The following is a 17840-nucleotide window of genomic DNA, read 5'->3' on the forward strand; positions in this document are numbered from 1 at the left end:
TTCGCGCGACATGAAGTTACGCAGCCTCACCCCTGACTCTACGTCATCGATCGAAAGTCGTTCATTTGCGTTCGCCGAGCGCGATTTCGGCAAGAACTTACAATACCCAACACTGCAACCATGTGTTGAAGATGAGCCAGACCTGCCACGGCAACCAGCCTTCTCCATTCTCGACGAAGGGGACTGCGATGCACCTGACCATTCCGCTGGTCGTTGGGAAGCTGAAGATCAAATCGTATCGCTATCTCCGCAGCCGGGAGCGTGAAGGCCACGTTCCCATGTGGAAACTCGGCGGGCTGTATTTCGTGTTCCGACGCGACTGACCTGCAGGCGACATCCCCGCTTGCGCGTTTTCTACGTCGAATGGGCTGAAGACTATTGTCAGTGAGAATCACTACTGGCGATGGGGAAAGGCGACCACTCGCGGTTCACTGCGGTCGCCATTGAGCCCTGATATCAGGTCGAAGACGAGGTCGCGCAGCGCGCCCTCGTCCAGTTCGTCCAATGCCGTTTCCAGCGTGTCCAAGGCTTCGCTGATGTGCCGGCCGGCGTCGGTGCGACGCTTCACCATCATGATCTTCGGATGTCCGGTCTTCTCGATCGCGTTGATATCGTACCAAAGTTGCTCGCTGAGCTTCTCGCCCGGCCGCAGATCGGTGAACTTGATCTCGATGTCGCCATCGGGATGCTTCTCGTCCCTGACCGCCAATCCTGCCAGCCTGACCATGTCACGAGCCAGTTGGTGGATCTTCACCGGCTCCCCCATGTCCAGTACGAAGGTTTCGCCCCCTTGCGAGAGGGCCGCTGACTGGACGATCAACTCCACTGCCTCCGAGGCGGCCATGAAGTAGCGACTGACGTCCCTGTGGGTGACGGTTACCGGCCCACCGCGCGCGATCTGCTCGCGAAACAGGGGCACGACCGACCCGCTCGATCCGATCACGTTGCCGAAGCGCACCGTGAGGAACTTCTGGCCGGTCCGCTCGAGCTCCGCCCGATCGGCGTAGGATCGCAACGACAACTCGCTCAGACGCTTCGTCGCTCCCATCACGCTAGTCGGGTTGACGGCCTTGTCCGTCGAGATGAGCACGACCGATTTCACCCCCGTCTCAAAGGCGGCGTCCAACACGTTGCGCGTTCCGTAGACATTGTTGCGGACCGCTTCGCGTGTGTTCTGTTCGACCAGATCGACATGCTTGAAGGCCGCGGCATGGAAGATGACGTCGATCGTATGCGTCGCCATCAGCCGCATCATGAACCCTTTCTCGGCGACCGAGCCGAGGATCGTGTGGGCCGGATAGAACTGGCGCGCGTTGTGGAGCGAATTCCAGACGCGGTAGAGCGCATATTCGCTGTTGTCCAAGAGGATGAGTTCGCTGGGAGCGTGCTGATCGATCAGCCGAGCGAGATGGGCGCCGATCGACCCGCCCGCGCCCGTGATCAGAATGCGCTTGCCGCGCACCACCTTGTCGAGCAGCTCACGGTCTGGCGGAACGGCCGAACGCCCGATCAACTGGGCGATGTCGAGCTTCTCCAGCATCTGGACATCGAAGCGGCCGCTGGACAATCCCGAAGACGCCGGCAGGATACGAACGGAAACCGGCAGATCCGCGACCAAGGCGCCGACACGAAGTTTCTCCTCCGTGGATGCGGAAGGGATGCTCAGGACGATCTCGTCGATGCCCAGAATGTCGACCAACTGTTTCAGGTTCGTCGGATCGTAAACGCGGATTCCGCCGAGGTTTCTGGCGTGGAGTTTCGCGTCGTCGTCGAGAAAGCCCAACACCTCGGCCACCCCGGCCTCCTGCATGGCGTGTGCAAGAGCGTTGCCGCTGCGCCCGGCGCCATAGATCAGTATCCGGCGCGTACCGGCGTTCCTGGCCGAATTGAGAAGGATCCACTTGGCCGCAAAGCGCGAGATTCCAATTCCAAACAGTGCCAGGATTCCGAAGATGAAGGGTACCGTGCGCGGCACGCCGGACCCGCCATAGCTGCCGGAGAAGAACGCCAGGGCGGTCCAGATGAGCGCGGAAATCACCACCGCCCTGAAGATCGTTAGAAACGCCTTTTCGGGCAGGAAGCGCAGAACCATCCGGTACAGGCCAGACCGAATGAAAACCGGGACAGCGACGCATGGAGCGACCACGATCATCGCCAATTGCGCGCTATTGAGCGGACTTTGAAGACCTAAACGAAGAACAAAAGCACCGTATGCGGCGATCCAAAGGATGCCGGCATCCACCACAATCTGGATGATCTGCTTTTCGCGACGCGATAGTCTTTGCGTGTACTCTATCAGTCTCGTTTGTAGAGATACGCCAATCATGACAATCGTTTCCGCCCCGAAGAACAGGTCTATCAGAGCAAGGCCAGCGGGTCGACTCTCTTCGGCCCCTTCCGGGCGGCTTTCCGGCGTCGGGATCGAGTTCACGTTTTTCGACAAACGGTTAGATCTCGCGCGGCGAAGGCTTCACACGCACGTCGGTGCTGTGATTGCCGTTCGGACAAGCCAACACAATTCTGCGACAAAGTTGCCTTAACCGGGCACGAGTATCGTGGTCGATCTGGATCATGGAGATTCAAGTTCGGACGGGCGCATGACGATGAAGAGAACTTGCAGTCTCGCAGCAGCTTTGATGCTGTTTGCAGCGGAAGAAAGTGGAGCGCAGTCGATGGATTTCGTTTTCTGCCGTTTTGTCGACAAGACTGGCGGCCTGGCCATCGGATCGGATGAATTCTGCGACCGCATTGCGGACGCGATCGACGCACGTCTCATTGACCCCGCAGATCTTGGCTCCGTCGTTGCCGGCAAGACGTCGTTTGAACCGGCCAGCCGATTGCACAAGGTCGAGGCGACCGCCGTGTCCCCGCACGCTATCACGATGCGTTACGCCGTCGGCACAGTCGAAGCATGGGGCCGAGACAGCGAGCGCGTCTACGACGAGCAGCGCTTCGACATCATGGATGCATCCGTCAATGAGGCGCTTGTCTCGATGGTTGTCGAGACCGTCGTCGAACTGGCTGAAGACGCCGAGATGAACCGTTAACAAAGCACTTCCGACATAGGGCGAATCGTGTTGCCGCGTTAACGCATTCTACGACAGTGAAACGCTAGAACCGGGCGTGAAGACGCCTTCTTCTGGAAGCCTTTTGGAATAGACATCATGTGCCAGCTTTGTAGCGCGCTAAAGACATTTTCGAGCGAGTGCGTCCTGACCGGCGAGGTCAACACGCAGAGCGGCGCGAATGCGGAAGTGAGCCTTGCCGACATTCCCGGCACCAGCGCCACAGGCGCCACCATCACCGTCGGCGGCACATATGTCGGCGAGTTGGAAACCGTTGGCGACAACGACTGGATCGCAGTCAACCTCGTTGCTGGTGAAACCTACCTGATCACGCTTGAGGGCTACGGCAGTTCGGAGGTGAGCGACCCTTATCTTCGGCTGTTCGAACCGGGTTCGACTGATCGCGCAACCGGAACACTTGCAGCATCCAACGATGACGTGGACTGGCCATCCGACCTTGATTCCGCGCTCTACTACACAGCCACGTCGAGCGGCACCTATTATATCGACGCCGGGTCTTTCAGCGACAACTATGCCGGTGATTACATCATCGAGATCGTCACATCCGAGCCGCCGCCCAATGCTCAGGTCTGGACACTTCAGCAGATCGCCGACCAGCTGACTACCGGTTACTGGACGAATCAATCAGCACAGCAGCGTTCCTTCAACGTCGGTACGGACAACTCGATCACCGTCAATCTGACGGCGCTCAGTTCGACATATGCCGATATCGCACGGGATGCCCTGCAGACCTGGACCGACGTCATTGGCGTGACCTTCGTCGAAACGACGGGGACTGCGGAAATCACCTTCACCGAGACGGGCGAACGCGAAGCCTGGTCAAGTTCACGCACAAGCGGCACGACCATCACCAGTTCAAAGGTGAACGTTTCCACGGACTGGCTTACCAGCCAAGGCAGTCAATACACCTATCAGACGTTTATCCATGAAATCGGTCACGCGCTCGGGCTGGGACATGCAGGAAATTACAACGGCAGCGCGAATTACGGGACCGACAATCTCTACGCTAACGATTCCTGGCAAGCGACGATCATGTCGTATTTCAGCCAGAGCGAGAACACCTCAATCAACGCCTCCTTCGCGTATCTGCTCACCCCGATGCTCGCCGACATCGTCGCGATCCGTGACCTCTATGGCACCGCTGCAACGACGCGGACGGGAGACACGGTCTACGGTTACAGCAACAACACGGGCAACAGCAGTTTCGGCGAAAGTGTGATCGACTTTCTGGGCAGCAGCGCGTTCTCGCTGACGATCGTTGACGACGGTGGAACGGACACGCTCGACCTTTCGGGGTCGAGCAAGAACAACCGTATCGATCTCACGCCTGGTTCTATTTCAGATACAGGCGGGCTGATCGGCAATCTTTCGATAGGCCCGAACACCGTCATTGAGAACGCTTATGGCGGAACGGGCAACGACACCATCACCGGCAATGACGCCAACAATGTTCTTGCAGGCGGCGATGGCGACGACACGCTCTATGGCAAGGACGGGGACGATGTGCTCCACGGAGAGGCCGGCGCGGACGCGCTCGACGGCGGCATCGGTATTGACTGGGCAAGTTACGCCGACGCCCCGGCCGGCGTGAAGGTCGACCTGGTCAATCCGGGTGACAATACCGGGGTCGCCGCCGGCGACACATTCGTCTCGATCGAGGCCCTTGAAGGCAGCGCCTACAATGACATTCTGTACGGCGACTCCGGCGACAACATACTTGTTGGCAATTGGGGAAATGACCAATTGGCCGGCCGGTCCGGCGCGGACAGCTATGTCGGCGGCATCGGTGCGGATGATTTCTACATCGACGCCCAGGACGTCTCCTTCGATGGCGGCAGCGGCTATGACCGCATCATTGTCTTCGATACCAACGGCGTGAATGTCGCGCTCTCGGGCACCAACATCGAACGCGTCATCGGCGGCAGCGGTGACGACACCTTCGATGGCACCGGGGTCACGACGTCGCTTGTCATCAGCGGGCTCGGCGGCAACGACACGCTCACCGGCGGTTCGGCGGTAGACCAGATCTCGGGTGGCGACGATGACGACACGCTGGACGGTGGCGATGGCAACGACTTCCTTTTCGGCGATGGCGGGTCGGACAACTTCATCGGCGGCAAGGGCGACGATCGCTTCTTCGCCGATTCCGGCGACGCCTCCTTCGACGGCGGCGAGGGCTATGACCGGATCTACATCCAGGACACCGGAAGCTTCGTCTTTTCGTTGGCCGGCACGGATGTCGAGCGGGTCAACGGCAATGACGGCAATGACGTTCTCGACGCGACCGGCGTGACGACCAGTGTCACGCTGGCGGGCGGTGGCGGGTCCGACACGCTCACCGGCGGCGACGGCAATGACGTGATTGCGGGCCAGGCCGGCGCCGACATCATCGAAGGCGGGGCCGGAACGGATTCGCTGTTCGGCGGTGCGGATGCGGACACCTTCGTGTTCAATGCCGGCAGTGGCGTCGACTACATCGCCGACTGGGAAGACGGCTCCGACAAGATCGACTTCTCCGGCTATGCGGCTGTCGACGAGTTCTCGGACCTGACGATCATCGACAATGGCGGGATGACCCGCATCGAGTTCGACGGCAACGCGATCCTCGTTCTCGGCTCGACGGGGGAGATCGAACAGTCAGATTTCGTGTTCGTTTGATTGACGACGTCAGTTCGGAATGTCTCTGGATCATGTGGAGCAACACCGCCACGCCACGACATCCTGCCGGCGAGCATATCCTCTCCAGATGTAGTTGACGTTTGAGAGCCCTCCAACGGCTATGCGCATCTCATCAAGCCAATCACGCCTTATGAAGGCGCGCCCGTACCCGCTCGGAAAATCCAGGATGCGGCTGAACTCCTCGCGGGGCGCGACCGCCTTGATACAGTCGAGAGCGGTCTTTCCCATCCAATATTAGAGATCTGTTCGCCCCATCGCGACCATGTTGTCGTTCGGATGTATTTCCGCGACGAACCGATCGCTGTCGAGATAGCCGGCCAGAGAGTCAGTCGGGGAAGTGAACGATGTCCCATCGATTTGCATTGCGACCTGCCCAGTGAATGTCCGCGACAAGCTCCTGTTCAGGTCGACCCCGCACGCAAAGCTTCGAGCCGTTGTGTCCATGGCAGTTTCGCACAACAATAGCTTGAGATCACGGGATTCCAACCGAGCCGGGGCTAGGCTGCTGGCCGCCGTAGCAAAGAAACCCCGTCGAGCTGCTCATGGCCGCCCCAGAAAATCTCCTTCGAAGCAACAACCTCAAGGCCGGCGTCACGCGCGAAGCCGTTGAATATCGTCCGCGTCATCCTGTGGCGGGCATGCGGCCCCAGGCCGTCCTGTTGATCGACGGGGGGATCGTAATTCGAATGGTGAAAAAGCGCCTGCCCGCCGGGTGCGAGGACCCGCGCTGCATCCTCCAAATAACTGCGGACAAGCTCTGGCGGGAAATGCACCATGGCGTCGTAGCAGAAGATGGCCGTCAGATGCCCGTCCTCGACGGGCTGGAAGGTGAACCCGTCATTTACGCGGAAAGCAACATTCGAGAAGCGCCCCAAACGCCTCCTGCAAAATGCGATGTTGGCGGGAAGAATATCCATCAGGATCAATTGTTCTGCCATCGGTTGAACGATTTCTGCGTGCCGACCATGGCCACAGGCCAGCTCAAGGGTTCTTGAGAGGTCCATTTCCCCGAACATTCGCCTGAATACCCTACCCTCTCCCCAAAACATATCCGTGTGAGTCTCGGCAAAGTCATAGTAGGTGCTGTCGATCCATGGCTTCGCCGCGTCTGCGGCAATCTGCTTCAAATCCGGCACCAAAAACTTCCCCTAGGATGCCTCACATGACAATTTGAGGCGAATCTACTTCGATTTCTAAATATGTATCGAACAAGATGAATTGTTTCAATCTCGGAAAATCTATTGCCGGACGCACCATTAGAGTGCGAAATATTGTTCGCCATGACGTAAAAATATTGCCAACAAGGGAATCAATAGGCAGGCCTGCCCCGAGACTTTTTGATCCGGGGCAGGAGAAGGCAGCTGCTTGGAGCGTCATCAGACAAAGATGAAGTCGGACGCCTCGATCTCGCCTGTTGATCCGAGCACCAGGACCGTGTTGCCGTCGAATTCGATGCGGGTCATTCCGCCATTGTCGATGATCGTCAGGTCGGAGAACTCGTCGACTTCCGCATAGCCGGAGAAGTCGATCATGTCCGTGCCATCTTCCCAGCCGACCAGATAGTCGAAGCCGCTGCCGGCGTTGAACACGAAGGTGTCCGCACCGGCACCGCCGAAGAGCGAGTCCGTGCCGGCCCCACCCTCGATGATGTCGGCGCCGTCCTGGCCCGCAACGACGTCATTGCCGTCGCCGCCAGTCAGCGTGTCCGCCCCCCCGCCGCCGGCCAGCGTGACATTGGAGGTCACGCCGGTCGCGTCGAGAACGTCATTGCCGTCATTGCCGTTGACCCGCTCGACATCCGTGCCGGCCAGCGAGAAGGTGAAATTGCCCGTGTCCAGAATGAACACACGGTCATAACCTTCGCCGCCATCGAAGGAGGCGTCGCCGGAGTCGGCGAAAAACTGGTCGTCGCCCTTGCCGCCGATGAACGTGTCCGATCCGGCGTCGCCGAACAGGAAGTCGTCGCCGTCGCCGCCATCCAGCGTGTCGTCATCGTCGCCACCGGAAATCTGATCCGTGACAGATCCCCCGGTGAGAATGTCATCGCCGCCGAGGCCGCTGATGACCAGCGAGGTGGTGACCCCGGTGCCATCAAAGGTGTCGTTGCCGCTGCCGCCGATGACGCGCTCGATATTGGTGCCGGCAAGCGCCACGTTCACGCCATTGGTGTCGGCGACGATGATGCGGTCGTAGCCACCGCCGCCATCGAACGAGACATCCAGGGCGTCGATGTAGAAATCGTCCGCACCGGTACCGCCGACGAAGCTGTCCGCCCCGCTGTTGCCCTGAAGCTGGTCATTGCCGAAGCCTCCGATGAGCGTGTCGTTGCCGAGCCCGCCCCGCAGCACATTGCCGCTGCCGCCATTGGCATTGAGCGTATCGTCACCTCCGAACCCTTCGATCAGGTTGGCGGACCCGTTGCCGGTGATGACATCGGCCCCCGAACCGCCCTTCACGTTCTCAATGTTGGAGACCGTGTCGCTGCCGATCTCCGACCCGGACGCCGTTCCGGCATAGAGCGTCACCGTCACGCCGAGCGTCGTGCTTTCGTAGTTGAGCGTGTCCGTGTCGGCACCGCCGTCGATCGTGTCGTTGCCCTCGGCGCCATAGATCTCGTCGTCGCCGGCGCCGGTATCGATGGTGTCATCGCCGCCCAGTCCCCAGACCTCGTTGGCATCCGAATTGCCGGTCAGGACGTCACCAAACGAAGAGCCCTCAATATTCTCGATCGAAGTGAGCGTGTCGGTGTTCCCGTGCCCATCCGTCGCCGTTCCGGTTCCGAGATTGACGGAGACGGCGGCGACGGCGTTCCAATAGGACACGCCATCATTGCCGCCGCGTCCGTCGATGACGTCGCTCCCGCCGACGGTGTAGTTCGGCGTGAATTCATCGCCTTCCTGATCGGGAATGAACCAGTTGTCCCCGTCATCGCCCGAGAGCGTGTCAGAGAAGTTCGAACCGCCGATCGACTCGATGTTCGAAAGCGTGTCATTGCCTTCGCCGCCGGTTACGACGCCGGTGCTCAGATCGACCGACACCGCTGAAGCGGCGCGCCCGTACCAGACGAAATCCTCGCCGTCCCCGCCGTCGATCGTGTCGTCTCCCAGTTCGCCGCTGAAGGAATTGTCGCCGCTGTCACCGGTCAGAACATCGTTGAAATCGGATCCGATGACACGCTCGATGCTGGTGAGAGTGTCCGTCCCCGACATCCCGTCATCGGCTGTTCCCGTTGCGAGATTGACCGTCACCGCGGCGGTACTCGTGCCGTAATCGACCCGGTCCCAACCGTCACCGCCATTCAGCGTGTCATCCCCCTCGCCGCCGATGAGCCAATCATTGTCGGCGCCACCATTCAGGGTGTCGTTGCCTGCGCCACCCTCGAGCCGGTCGGCACCCGAACCGCCGCCGAGAATGTCGACTTCAGCCCCGCCATAGAGGAAATCGTTCCCGTCATTGCCCTCCAGCGTGTCCTGGCCGTCATCACCGTGCAATTCGTCGCTGCCGTCGCCGCCATACATTTCGTCATTGCCATCACCACCTTCGAGGGTGTCGTCGCCGCCGCGGCCGTCGAGGTAGTTGTCCTGATCGTCACCAATCAGCGTGTCGGACAGATCAGTCCCGTGCACGGCTTCGATGTCCACGAGCGTGTCGGTATCGCCGAACGTGTCCGTCGCCGTGCCCGTCGACAGATCAACCGAGACGCCAGCGCCGCCATTTTCCAGGTAATAGGCGACAGAATCCCAGCCGCCATTGCCGTCGATCAGATCATCGCCGCCCTCACCGACCCAGCTTTCCGACGCGTTGTTCGGACCGCTGCCAAAATCGGAACCGATCAGCGTGTCGGCATCCTGCGTGCCTTCGAAGTGGTCGGCGTAGGTGAAGGTGTCGTTGATGCCCGTCCCGGTGACGGTGCCGCTGCCTGAGCTGCCGGAAACAGTCAGCGTGATGCCACCGATGCCGCTGAGTTCCTCGTAGATCAGATCGAGGCCGCCACCGGCTCGATCGGCGAAAGCGGCGGCATGGCCCGTGATCGTGTCGCTGCCCAGGCCCGCCTGGATGATGTCGCCGAATCCTTGCGATTCCGACGTACCGCCCGAAGCATCGATGATATCGTCGCCCGCACCGGCAAAGATCTTGTCCCGACCGTTTCCGCCGTCGATCGTGTCGTCGCCGTCACCCCCGATAATCTCGTCATCGCCATCGCCGCCGCTGATGGTGTCGTTGTCGCCGTGCCCGTTGAGGTAGTTGTTTTCCGCGTCGCCAGTCAGAGTGTCGGACTGGCCAGTGCCATTGACGGCCTCGATGTCCTGGAGCGTGTCCGTGTCGCCGAAGGTGTCGGTGGCCGTACCGGTCGCGAGGTTGACGATCACGCCCGCACCGCCGTCCTCGAGGTTGTAATCAACCGTGTCCCAGCCGCCATTGCCGTCGATCAGGTCGTCGCCGGCTTCACCCACCCAGCTTTCATTCGCATTGTTGGGGCCGCTGCCATAATCCGAGCCGATGAGCGTATCGGCGTCCTGCGTGCCCTCGAAATGATCGGCGTAGGTGAAGGTGTCGTTGACACCCGTTCCGGTGACCGTGCCGCTGCCCGTGGTCCCAGAAACGGTGAGCGTGATACCGCCAATGCCGGACAGCTCCTCGTAGATCAGGTCGATGCCGCCGCCGGAACGGTCGGCGAAAGCCGCCGCATGGCCGGTGATCGTGTCACTGCCCAGACCCGCCTGAATGACGTCGCCGAAGCCCTGAGACTCCGACGAACCGCCAGAGGAATCGATGACGTCGTTGCCAGAGCCGGCATTGATGTTGTCGCGGCCGCCACCGCCGATGATCGTGTCGTCGCCGTCGCGGCCCTCGAAGTAGTTGTCGTGGCCGTCGCCAGTCAGCGCATCGGCGAAGTCGGTCCCGATCACCGCCTCGAAACCGGACAGGGTATCGGTGTCACCGAAACCGTCGGTCGCCGTCCCGGTCGACAGGTTGACCGTGACGCCACTGCCGCCGCCATAGCGTTCGTCGCGGTCATAGCGCAGCGTGTCCCAGCCGTCGCCGCCGGCAAGCGTGTCGTCGCCCTCAAGGCCATTGATGTGATTGTCGGCGGCGTCGCCGGTGATCGTGTCAGAGAAGGCCGAACCGCGGACATGCTCGACATTGCTCAGCGTGTCCGTTCCGCCATCGCCATCGTCGGCAGTCCCCGTGGAGAGGTTGACGGTCACCCCGCTGCCCGCCTCCGTGTAGACAACGACGTCGTACCCGGCGCCGCCGTCGATGCTGTCATCGCCGGTTCCGCCCCTGATGAAGTCGTCGTCGTCGCCGCCGTCGATCGTGTCGTTGCCTGCCCCGCCGGCGATCTCGTCATAGCCTCCGCCGCCATTGATCGTGTCGTCGCCGTCCAGGCCCTCCAGGACGTTGTCCTGGCCGTCACCGGTCAACGTGTCGGCACTGTCGGTTCCGATCACCTCCTCAAAGCCGGAGATCGTGTCCGTGTCACCGAAGCCATCCGTTGCAGTGCCCGTGGCAAGGTTGACGACGACGCCGGCCGTCCCGCCGTAATTGGCGTCGCGGCTGTAGCGAAGCGTGTCGCGCCCGTCGCCTCCGACCAGCGTGTCATCGCCTTCCAGGCCGGCGATACGATTGTTGCCTGAATCGCCCGTGATCGTGTCGGCGAAGGCCGAACCCCGCACGTGCTCGATCGAGGTGAGCGTATCCGTTCCACCGTCACCGTCGCTGGCGGTACCGGTGGACAGATTGACGTTCACTCCACTTGCGGCATTCGCATAGGAAGCGGTGTCGTTGTCGGCGCCGCCATCGATCGTATCGTCGCCAGGGCCGCCGACGATGTAGTCATAGCCATCACCGCCGTTGAGCGTGTCGTTGCCGCTCCCGCCGTCGATCGAATCATCGCCGCCATTTCCGTTGACGGTGTCGTCACCGTCACCGACGCTGATGTCGTTGCCGTCATCCGTGTCCTCGACGACGTCCACATTGCTGGCCGACCCGTTCGGCAAGCTCGCAAAGGCGATGAACTCTCCAGGGCCAAATCCCGTTCCGGTATTCGCCGGACCGAGCCCGGTGACGGTCGAAAAGAACGAATTCACATCGGAAAGGCTCGACGGGTTGGGAATGTCATCGCCACCGAGTTCAAGGACGTAGAGATCGTTCGTCGTGACGTCCTCGACCGTGAGAATGTAGGAAACGTTTCCGCTGCCCCAGTTGATGACGCCGAGATAGCTGATCAGATCCGGATCATTCGTGTCGAACACGCTCCCGTTCAGGGTTGCGTCGTTCACGTCCACGTCGAGATCGACCTCGGGAAGATCATCCGGAACGAGCTCGGCAATGCTGTAGGTGAAGCCCGTCACGTCGTCACTGACGCTGAGCACGAGGGTCGCGGAATCGAACGACGTGAAGTTGTCGTTGATGTCACGACCGAGCTTGAAACCTTCGAAAGTGTAAGTCGTCATGGTTGCCCCATCCTTCATGTGCAGATGTTTTCGGGCCCGCTTGGACCAGCCCGACGGATCGACGCGAGGTTAAGAAACAGTGAATCAGAGCGCATGACCCATTTGGTCTACGGATGTCTTTCCCTTGGTGCGCCATGAATTATTAATTCAGATAAGAGTTTTCTTTCTAATTTTTCTAAATCAAAAAATAGCATCACGCTAAAATGACTACTCTCAATATTGAAGCAATATTCATATTAAAATGTTTATTCGAGTCAATTTCCGATAATGTGTTTATCATGATGATACTATTATTCCATATTGCGACATCAAACTCTGACCCCCATGATGTATATTAGAACACGGAACGCAACTTCCCTTTTGCAGCACGGGCGCTCAAATTGAGGAGCCTTCCTCGCCGAGACCGCGCAGGAATTTCGACTGGCGTCCCCGAAGGCCGATATGCCAAAAGGGCTCCGGGCTGCTCATCCGCTCAAAGTTGACTGGGGATTTGAAACGAATGACGCCAATCGGCACTTTCGGCACTTGTCGATACGGCGCGCTGCCCGTTGCGGCGGACGAAGCCGGCAGCCGCCGCACGGTCCGGCATGTCGCTCTTCAGAGTTCCGCAATCGTGATCCATTTTCCGGCGGGCTCGGGACTGTAGAGGCCGACGTCCGAGATGCCCGACCAAACAGAGCAAGCGACCCGCACATGCATCCTGGTGCTTGGCATGCACCGGTCGGGCACCAGCGCGCTCACCCGCGTCCTGGCTTTGCTCGGCGCAGCGTTGCCGCAGGAAATCCTGCCGGCCAACCAGACCAACGAGGCGGGCCATTGGGAGCCTGAGAGGCTGGTCGCCCTCAATGATCGCCTGCTCGCCGAATTGGGATCGAGCTGGCACGACTGGCGGCCGATCGACATGTCGGACCTGCCGGAGGCGCGACGCGCGGAAATCGCCGCCGAAATTCGCACGACCATCGAGGCCGACTACGCCGACAAGCCGCTCTTCGTGGTCAAGGACCCCCGCATCTGCCGCTTCGCCGACTTTTTCATCCGCGCTGTCGAGGATGCCGGCATCAGGGTCGTTCCGGTCATTCCGTTTCGAAACCCGCTGGACGTGTCCGCATCGCTGCAGATACGCACCGGCGCATGGTCGCCGGACTTGTCGGATGCCGACGCCGCGCTGATGTGGCTGACCCATGTCCTCGGGGCCTATTTCGACACCGCCGGACGCGACCGCCCGATCGTCAGTTACGAGGAACTGATGAACGACTGGCGCAAGACGATTGCGACGATCGTGGAGCGGACCGGGATCGACTTTCCCGTGCCAGTCGACGAAGCCGCAGAGACCATCGATGCGTTCCTCTCGCAACGCCTGCGCCACCATGCCCACAACCGAGACGAGATCGCGGCCGACGCGCTTCTGAACGGCTGGGTGACCGATGCCCATGACGCCCTGACCACGCTGGCCGCCAATCCGAGTTCGAATACCGCGCCCGTGGTGCTCGAACGGGTCCGCTCCGAATTGCGCCGGTCGCTGCCGGTGTTCAACCGCCTCATGGCCAAGGGCGAGGAAAACCTCGAACGCCGCGACGCCGCATTGAAGAGCGTCGAACGCGATCTGGGCCACTTCAAGAAACGAGAGCGCGACCTTTACAAGCTGATCGCGAAAGAGCGCGCCGAGCATGCCACGCTCTTGACGGATGCCAGGGACAACGCGGCCATTTTGTCGGATGCACGGCAGTCGCTCCTTGAGGCGGTCGGTCCAGGTGAAGGCGTCATCGACCAGATCCGGGCCATGCGGCAAACGCTCGACGGCCATCGAACCGAAATCGTGGAACTGCGCTCCGTCCGCGACGCGACGCAAAGACGCGCCATCGAAATGTCCGCGACGTTGGAAGCAAGGCTGAGCGAGATCGCAAGCCTCTCGGAGGCGCTCGAGCAGAGGCAACAGGACCTCGTTCGACTGGAGGAGCAGCGACAACTCGATCTTGAGCAGCTGCAGCGAGAGCGCGCGGAGGACCAGGCGCGTTTCGATGAGGCGCGACGACTGGACCACGAGACGCTCGCGCAGGAACGGCAGCTGCGCGCCGACCTCCTGGCGCAAACGCGTCGGCTTCGCGAGGAACTGACAGGGCAGGTGCAGCGCCTGCAGGACGATGCGAACGGGCTGAAGTCGAAGCTGGATACGGCGCAATCCGCGGCCGCCCGGCTGCAAGCCGAACTCGCGCATACGCACGAGGAGTATCGCTCCTCGACGTCATGGAAACTTTCCGCGCCGCTGAGGGCGGTCAAGACCGGGACAAAAGGGGCGACCAGCCTGGTCTCCGCCTTTCCCGCCATCGTCACTTTCGGCGGCGGTGTCTTTCCCACCACGAAAAAGGTGATCGGCCTGCTGCGGCGCGAAGGATTGAAGGGCATCCGAACGCGTTTCACGGCGGCAGAGAGAAACCGCGAAGAGTTGCGCGCATGGTATCAACGCAAGGGACAATCGGGCGCCTCGTCCGCTGTCGTGCTTCAGTCGGATGCCGGCGTGACCGCCGAGAAGCCTGCATACGTGCCATTGCTGGAGGCAGCGCCGCTCGCCTCCAAACCGGCCAAGGTCATCGCCTTCTATCTCCCACAGTTCCATCCGATCCCGGAGAACGACGAGTGGTGGGGCGAAGGCTTCACCGAGTGGACGAATGTCAGGTCGGCCGAGCCCACCTTCGAGGGTCATGAACAGCCGAAAGTGCCGGGTGAACTCGGCTATTATGACTTGCGGGATACCGAGGTTCAGCGACGCCAGATCGAACTGGCCCAGCTCTACGGCATCGAGGGGTTCTGCTTCTATTTCTACTGGTTCGGCGGCAAGCGCCTCCTGGAAAAGCCGCTTGAGAACTGGCTCGCCGACACGAGCCTCGATCTCCCGTTCTGCCTGTGCTGGGCGAACGAGAACTGGACACGGCGCTGGGACGGACTCGACCGCGAAATCCTGATCGCGCAAGACCATTCGGATGAGGACGACCTGGCCTTCATTCGGGAGGTCGCGCCCTACCTGAAAGATCCTCGCTACATCCGTATCGACGGCAAGCCGTTGCTTCTCGTCTACAGGCCGAGCGAGTTGCCCTCCGTGAAGGACACGGCGCGGCGGTGGCGGGAGTGGTGCCGGGAGAACGGCGTCGGCGAGATCTTTCTCGCCTACACGCAGTCCTTCGAACGTCAGCATCCGGCAGAGTACGGGTTCGATGCGGCAATCGAGTTTCCGCCGAACAACTCCAGCCCGCCGGACGTCACGAAAGACGTTACGCCACTTGACGGCGACTTCAAGACGGTCGTCTACGACTGGAACATCTTCCCCATGCGCAGTGAGCGCTACGTGGATCGCGATTATCCGCTGTTTCGGTCCGTGTGCCCGGGATGGGACAACACCGCGCGGCGCAAGCATGGCGGCACCGCCTTCGTCAACAACACGCCGGACGCGTATCGCCACTGGCTCGAAAACGCGATCAACGACACGGTCGGCCACTCGAACGATCCGAGCGACCGGCTCGTCTTCGTCAACGCCTGGAACGAATGGGCCGAGGGCGCCTATCTGGAACCGGACGCCCGGCATGGCTATGCCTATCTCCAGGCGACGCGCGAAGCGCTGGAGAACGCGTCGAAGCCCGACCGTCGCGGCCGGGTGATCGTCGTCTCGCACGACGCCCATCCGCATGGCGCACAGATGCTCGCGCTCAATCTCTGCCGCGTCTTCTCGCAGACATTCGACCTGAGCGTCGATCTCGTCCTGCTGGGTGACGGCCCCTTGGCGCCGCGCTTTTCCGAATATGCGACGGTACACAGCCTGGCTGGCCGAGACCCCGCCGGCGATGCAGCGAGAAGCCTGTGCCGGAGCCTTCGGGAGAAAGGCGCAGGCCTTGCGATCTGCAACACGACGGTTTCCGGCCCCTTCGCGGAGACGCTGGCGCGCGACGGCCTTCGGATCGTCAGCCTGATCCACGAACTGCCAGACCTGATCAGGAATTTCGGCATTGAGGACGCCGCGCGCAAGTCTGCGGAATCGTCCAACCATGTCGTCTTTCCCGCCGAGGTCGTGGTCGAGGGGTTCTCGCAATTTGCGGAGCTGGACAGCGAGCGGACGATCATACGGCCCCAAGGGTCCTACAAGAGGAACAGGTTCAGAAACCTGCCCGGTGACGCGGCGGCGCGGGAAGCCCTGAGAAGCGAACTCGACCTTCCTTCGAACAAGAAGCTCGTCCTTGGCGTCGGGTATGCGGACCACAGGAAGGGGTTCGACATCTTCATCGCGCTCGCCGAAAGGCTCGCGGCGCGCAGCGACAGCACATGCGTCTGGTTGGGTCATCACGACACGACCCTCATCAGCGAGCACGCGGAGAAGATTGGCGCGCTGGAAGAACGCGGCGCGCTGCTCCTGCCGGGCATCATCGAAGACACCGACGCCTATTACGCAGCCGCGAACGTCTTCGTCCTGACCTCCCGGGAAGACCCCTACCCGTCCACCGTCCTGGAGGCGCTCGATGTCGGCCTTCCCGTCGTCGGCTTCGAGGGCGTCACCGGCACCAGCGATCTGATCGCCAAGTCCGACGGATATCTGGTCGCCCCGTTCGATCTGGATGCATTGACAGCCACCGTCGAGACCGCCCTGCAGGGCGAGACGCCGGAACGTCGCCGTCAGCGGGCGCGCGACTTCTGGCTGCGGCCGGAGACGTCGTTCCAGGCCTATGCAGCCGACCTACTGGCTCTTGGCGGGATGGCGCCGAAATCGATCTCGGTGGTGCTGCCCAACTTCAACTACGCGCAGTTCCTGCCCGAGCGGATAAATTCGATCCTGAACCAGTCCTTCCCGCTCCACGAGCTCATCATCCTGGACGACGCCTCCACCGATGCCAGTTCGGAGGTGATCGAGGCGCAATTGGCCCGGATCGACATCCCCGTTCGCATCGTCAGGAACGTGACGAATTCCGGCTCGGTGTTTCGGCAGTGGCTGAAGGGAGCCGAACTGGCGACCGGCGATTTCGTCTGGATCGCGGAGGCCGACGACATCGCCGAGCCCGGCTTCCTCCAGGAGGTCATGCAGGGCTTCGGAAGAGACGATGAAGATGTCGTGCTAAGCTATTGTCAATCGAAACAGATGGCGCCCGACGGCAAGATTCTCTGCGACGACTACCTCGACTATGTGAGCGACGTTTCCCCGACGCAGTGGCTATCAGCCTATCGGCGCGGCGGCGTCGAGGAGATCGTCCATGGCCTGAGCGTGAAGAACACGATCCCCAATGTCAGCGCCGTCGTGTTCCGGCGGCGGGACCTTGTCGAGACCATGCGAGCGCATCTGGGAGACATCATGCGCTATCGCGTGGCGGGAGACTGGTGCACCTATGTCCGCCTGCTGCAGCGCGGAAGCTGCGCTTACTCACCCAAGCCGCTGAACCTGCACCGGCGCCACAGCGAAAGCGTGACCCTGTCGAGGTTCGGGAACGACGACCTGCGAGAAATTGAACGAATGCAGCAACTGGTCTTGGACCTCTATGTCGATGCCTGCTTCTATCGCGAGCCGGCACTGTCCTATCTTGACCAGTTGCGGGCGCAGTTCGGCCTGAAAGAGACGTCGCGCGAAGCGGCAAATCCCTGATAT

General features: G+C 61.1%; 7 protein-coding genes. 4 read left to right on the forward strand and 3 right to left on the reverse strand.

Going from position 1 to position 17840, the window contains the following annotated elements:
- The first annotated feature begins 131 nt into the window (after nt 1–131).
- Nucleotides 132–323 carry a hypothetical protein gene (locus tag MRY80_RS00975; protein WP_293286995.1) on the forward strand — a complete coding sequence of 64 codons (192 nt, stop codon included), beginning with the start codon at nt 132–134 and terminating at the stop codon, nt 321–323.
- 71 nt (nt 324–394) lie between these two features.
- Here the strand turns inward: MRY80_RS00975 and MRY80_RS00980 are convergent, their stop codons facing one another.
- Nucleotides 395–2443, reverse strand: a complete 2049-nt coding sequence (locus tag MRY80_RS00980; protein ID WP_293286997.1) for a nucleoside-diphosphate sugar epimerase/dehydratase — start codon at nt 2441–2443, stop codon at nt 395–397.
- Between the two features lie 154 nt (nt 2444–2597).
- Here MRY80_RS00980 and MRY80_RS00985 point away from each other — a divergent pair, with 154 nt between their 5' ends.
- The gene (locus tag MRY80_RS00985) at nt 2598–3047 is read left to right on the forward strand and encodes a hypothetical protein (RefSeq protein ID WP_293286999.1); all 450 of its coding nucleotides are present in this window, start codon (nt 2598–2600) and stop codon (nt 3045–3047) included.
- A 117-nt stretch (nt 3048–3164) separates the two neighbouring features.
- Nucleotides 3165–5744, forward strand: coding sequence for a M10 family metallopeptidase (locus MRY80_RS00990; RefSeq protein ID WP_293287001.1), 2580 nt, complete (start codon nt 3165–3167; stop codon nt 5742–5744).
- Nucleotides 5745–6262: 518 nt separating this feature from the next.
- Here the strand turns inward: MRY80_RS00990 and MRY80_RS00995 are convergent.
- Entirely contained in the window at nt 6263–6901 is a 639-nt protein-coding gene (locus tag MRY80_RS00995) for a class I SAM-dependent methyltransferase (protein WP_293287003.1), read from the reverse strand.
- Nucleotides 6902–7141: 240 nt separating this feature from the next.
- Nucleotides 7142–12223 (reverse strand): calcium-binding protein, encoded by a 5082-nt coding sequence (locus MRY80_RS01000; protein WP_293287005.1) that lies wholly within the window; start codon nt 12221–12223, stop codon nt 7142–7144.
- A gap of 661 nt (nt 12224–12884) precedes the next feature.
- Here MRY80_RS01000 and MRY80_RS01005 point away from each other — a divergent pair.
- Complete coding sequence (locus MRY80_RS01005) at nt 12885–17837, forward strand: glycoside hydrolase family 99-like domain-containing protein (protein WP_293287007.1); 4953 nt, start codon at nt 12885–12887, stop codon at nt 17835–17837.
- The last annotated feature ends 3 nt before the right edge of the window (nt 17838–17840 follow it).

The sequence above is a fragment of the Oricola sp. genome, from assembly GCF_022763245.1.
GTDB lineage: Bacteria > Pseudomonadota > Alphaproteobacteria > Rhizobiales > Rhizobiaceae > Oricola.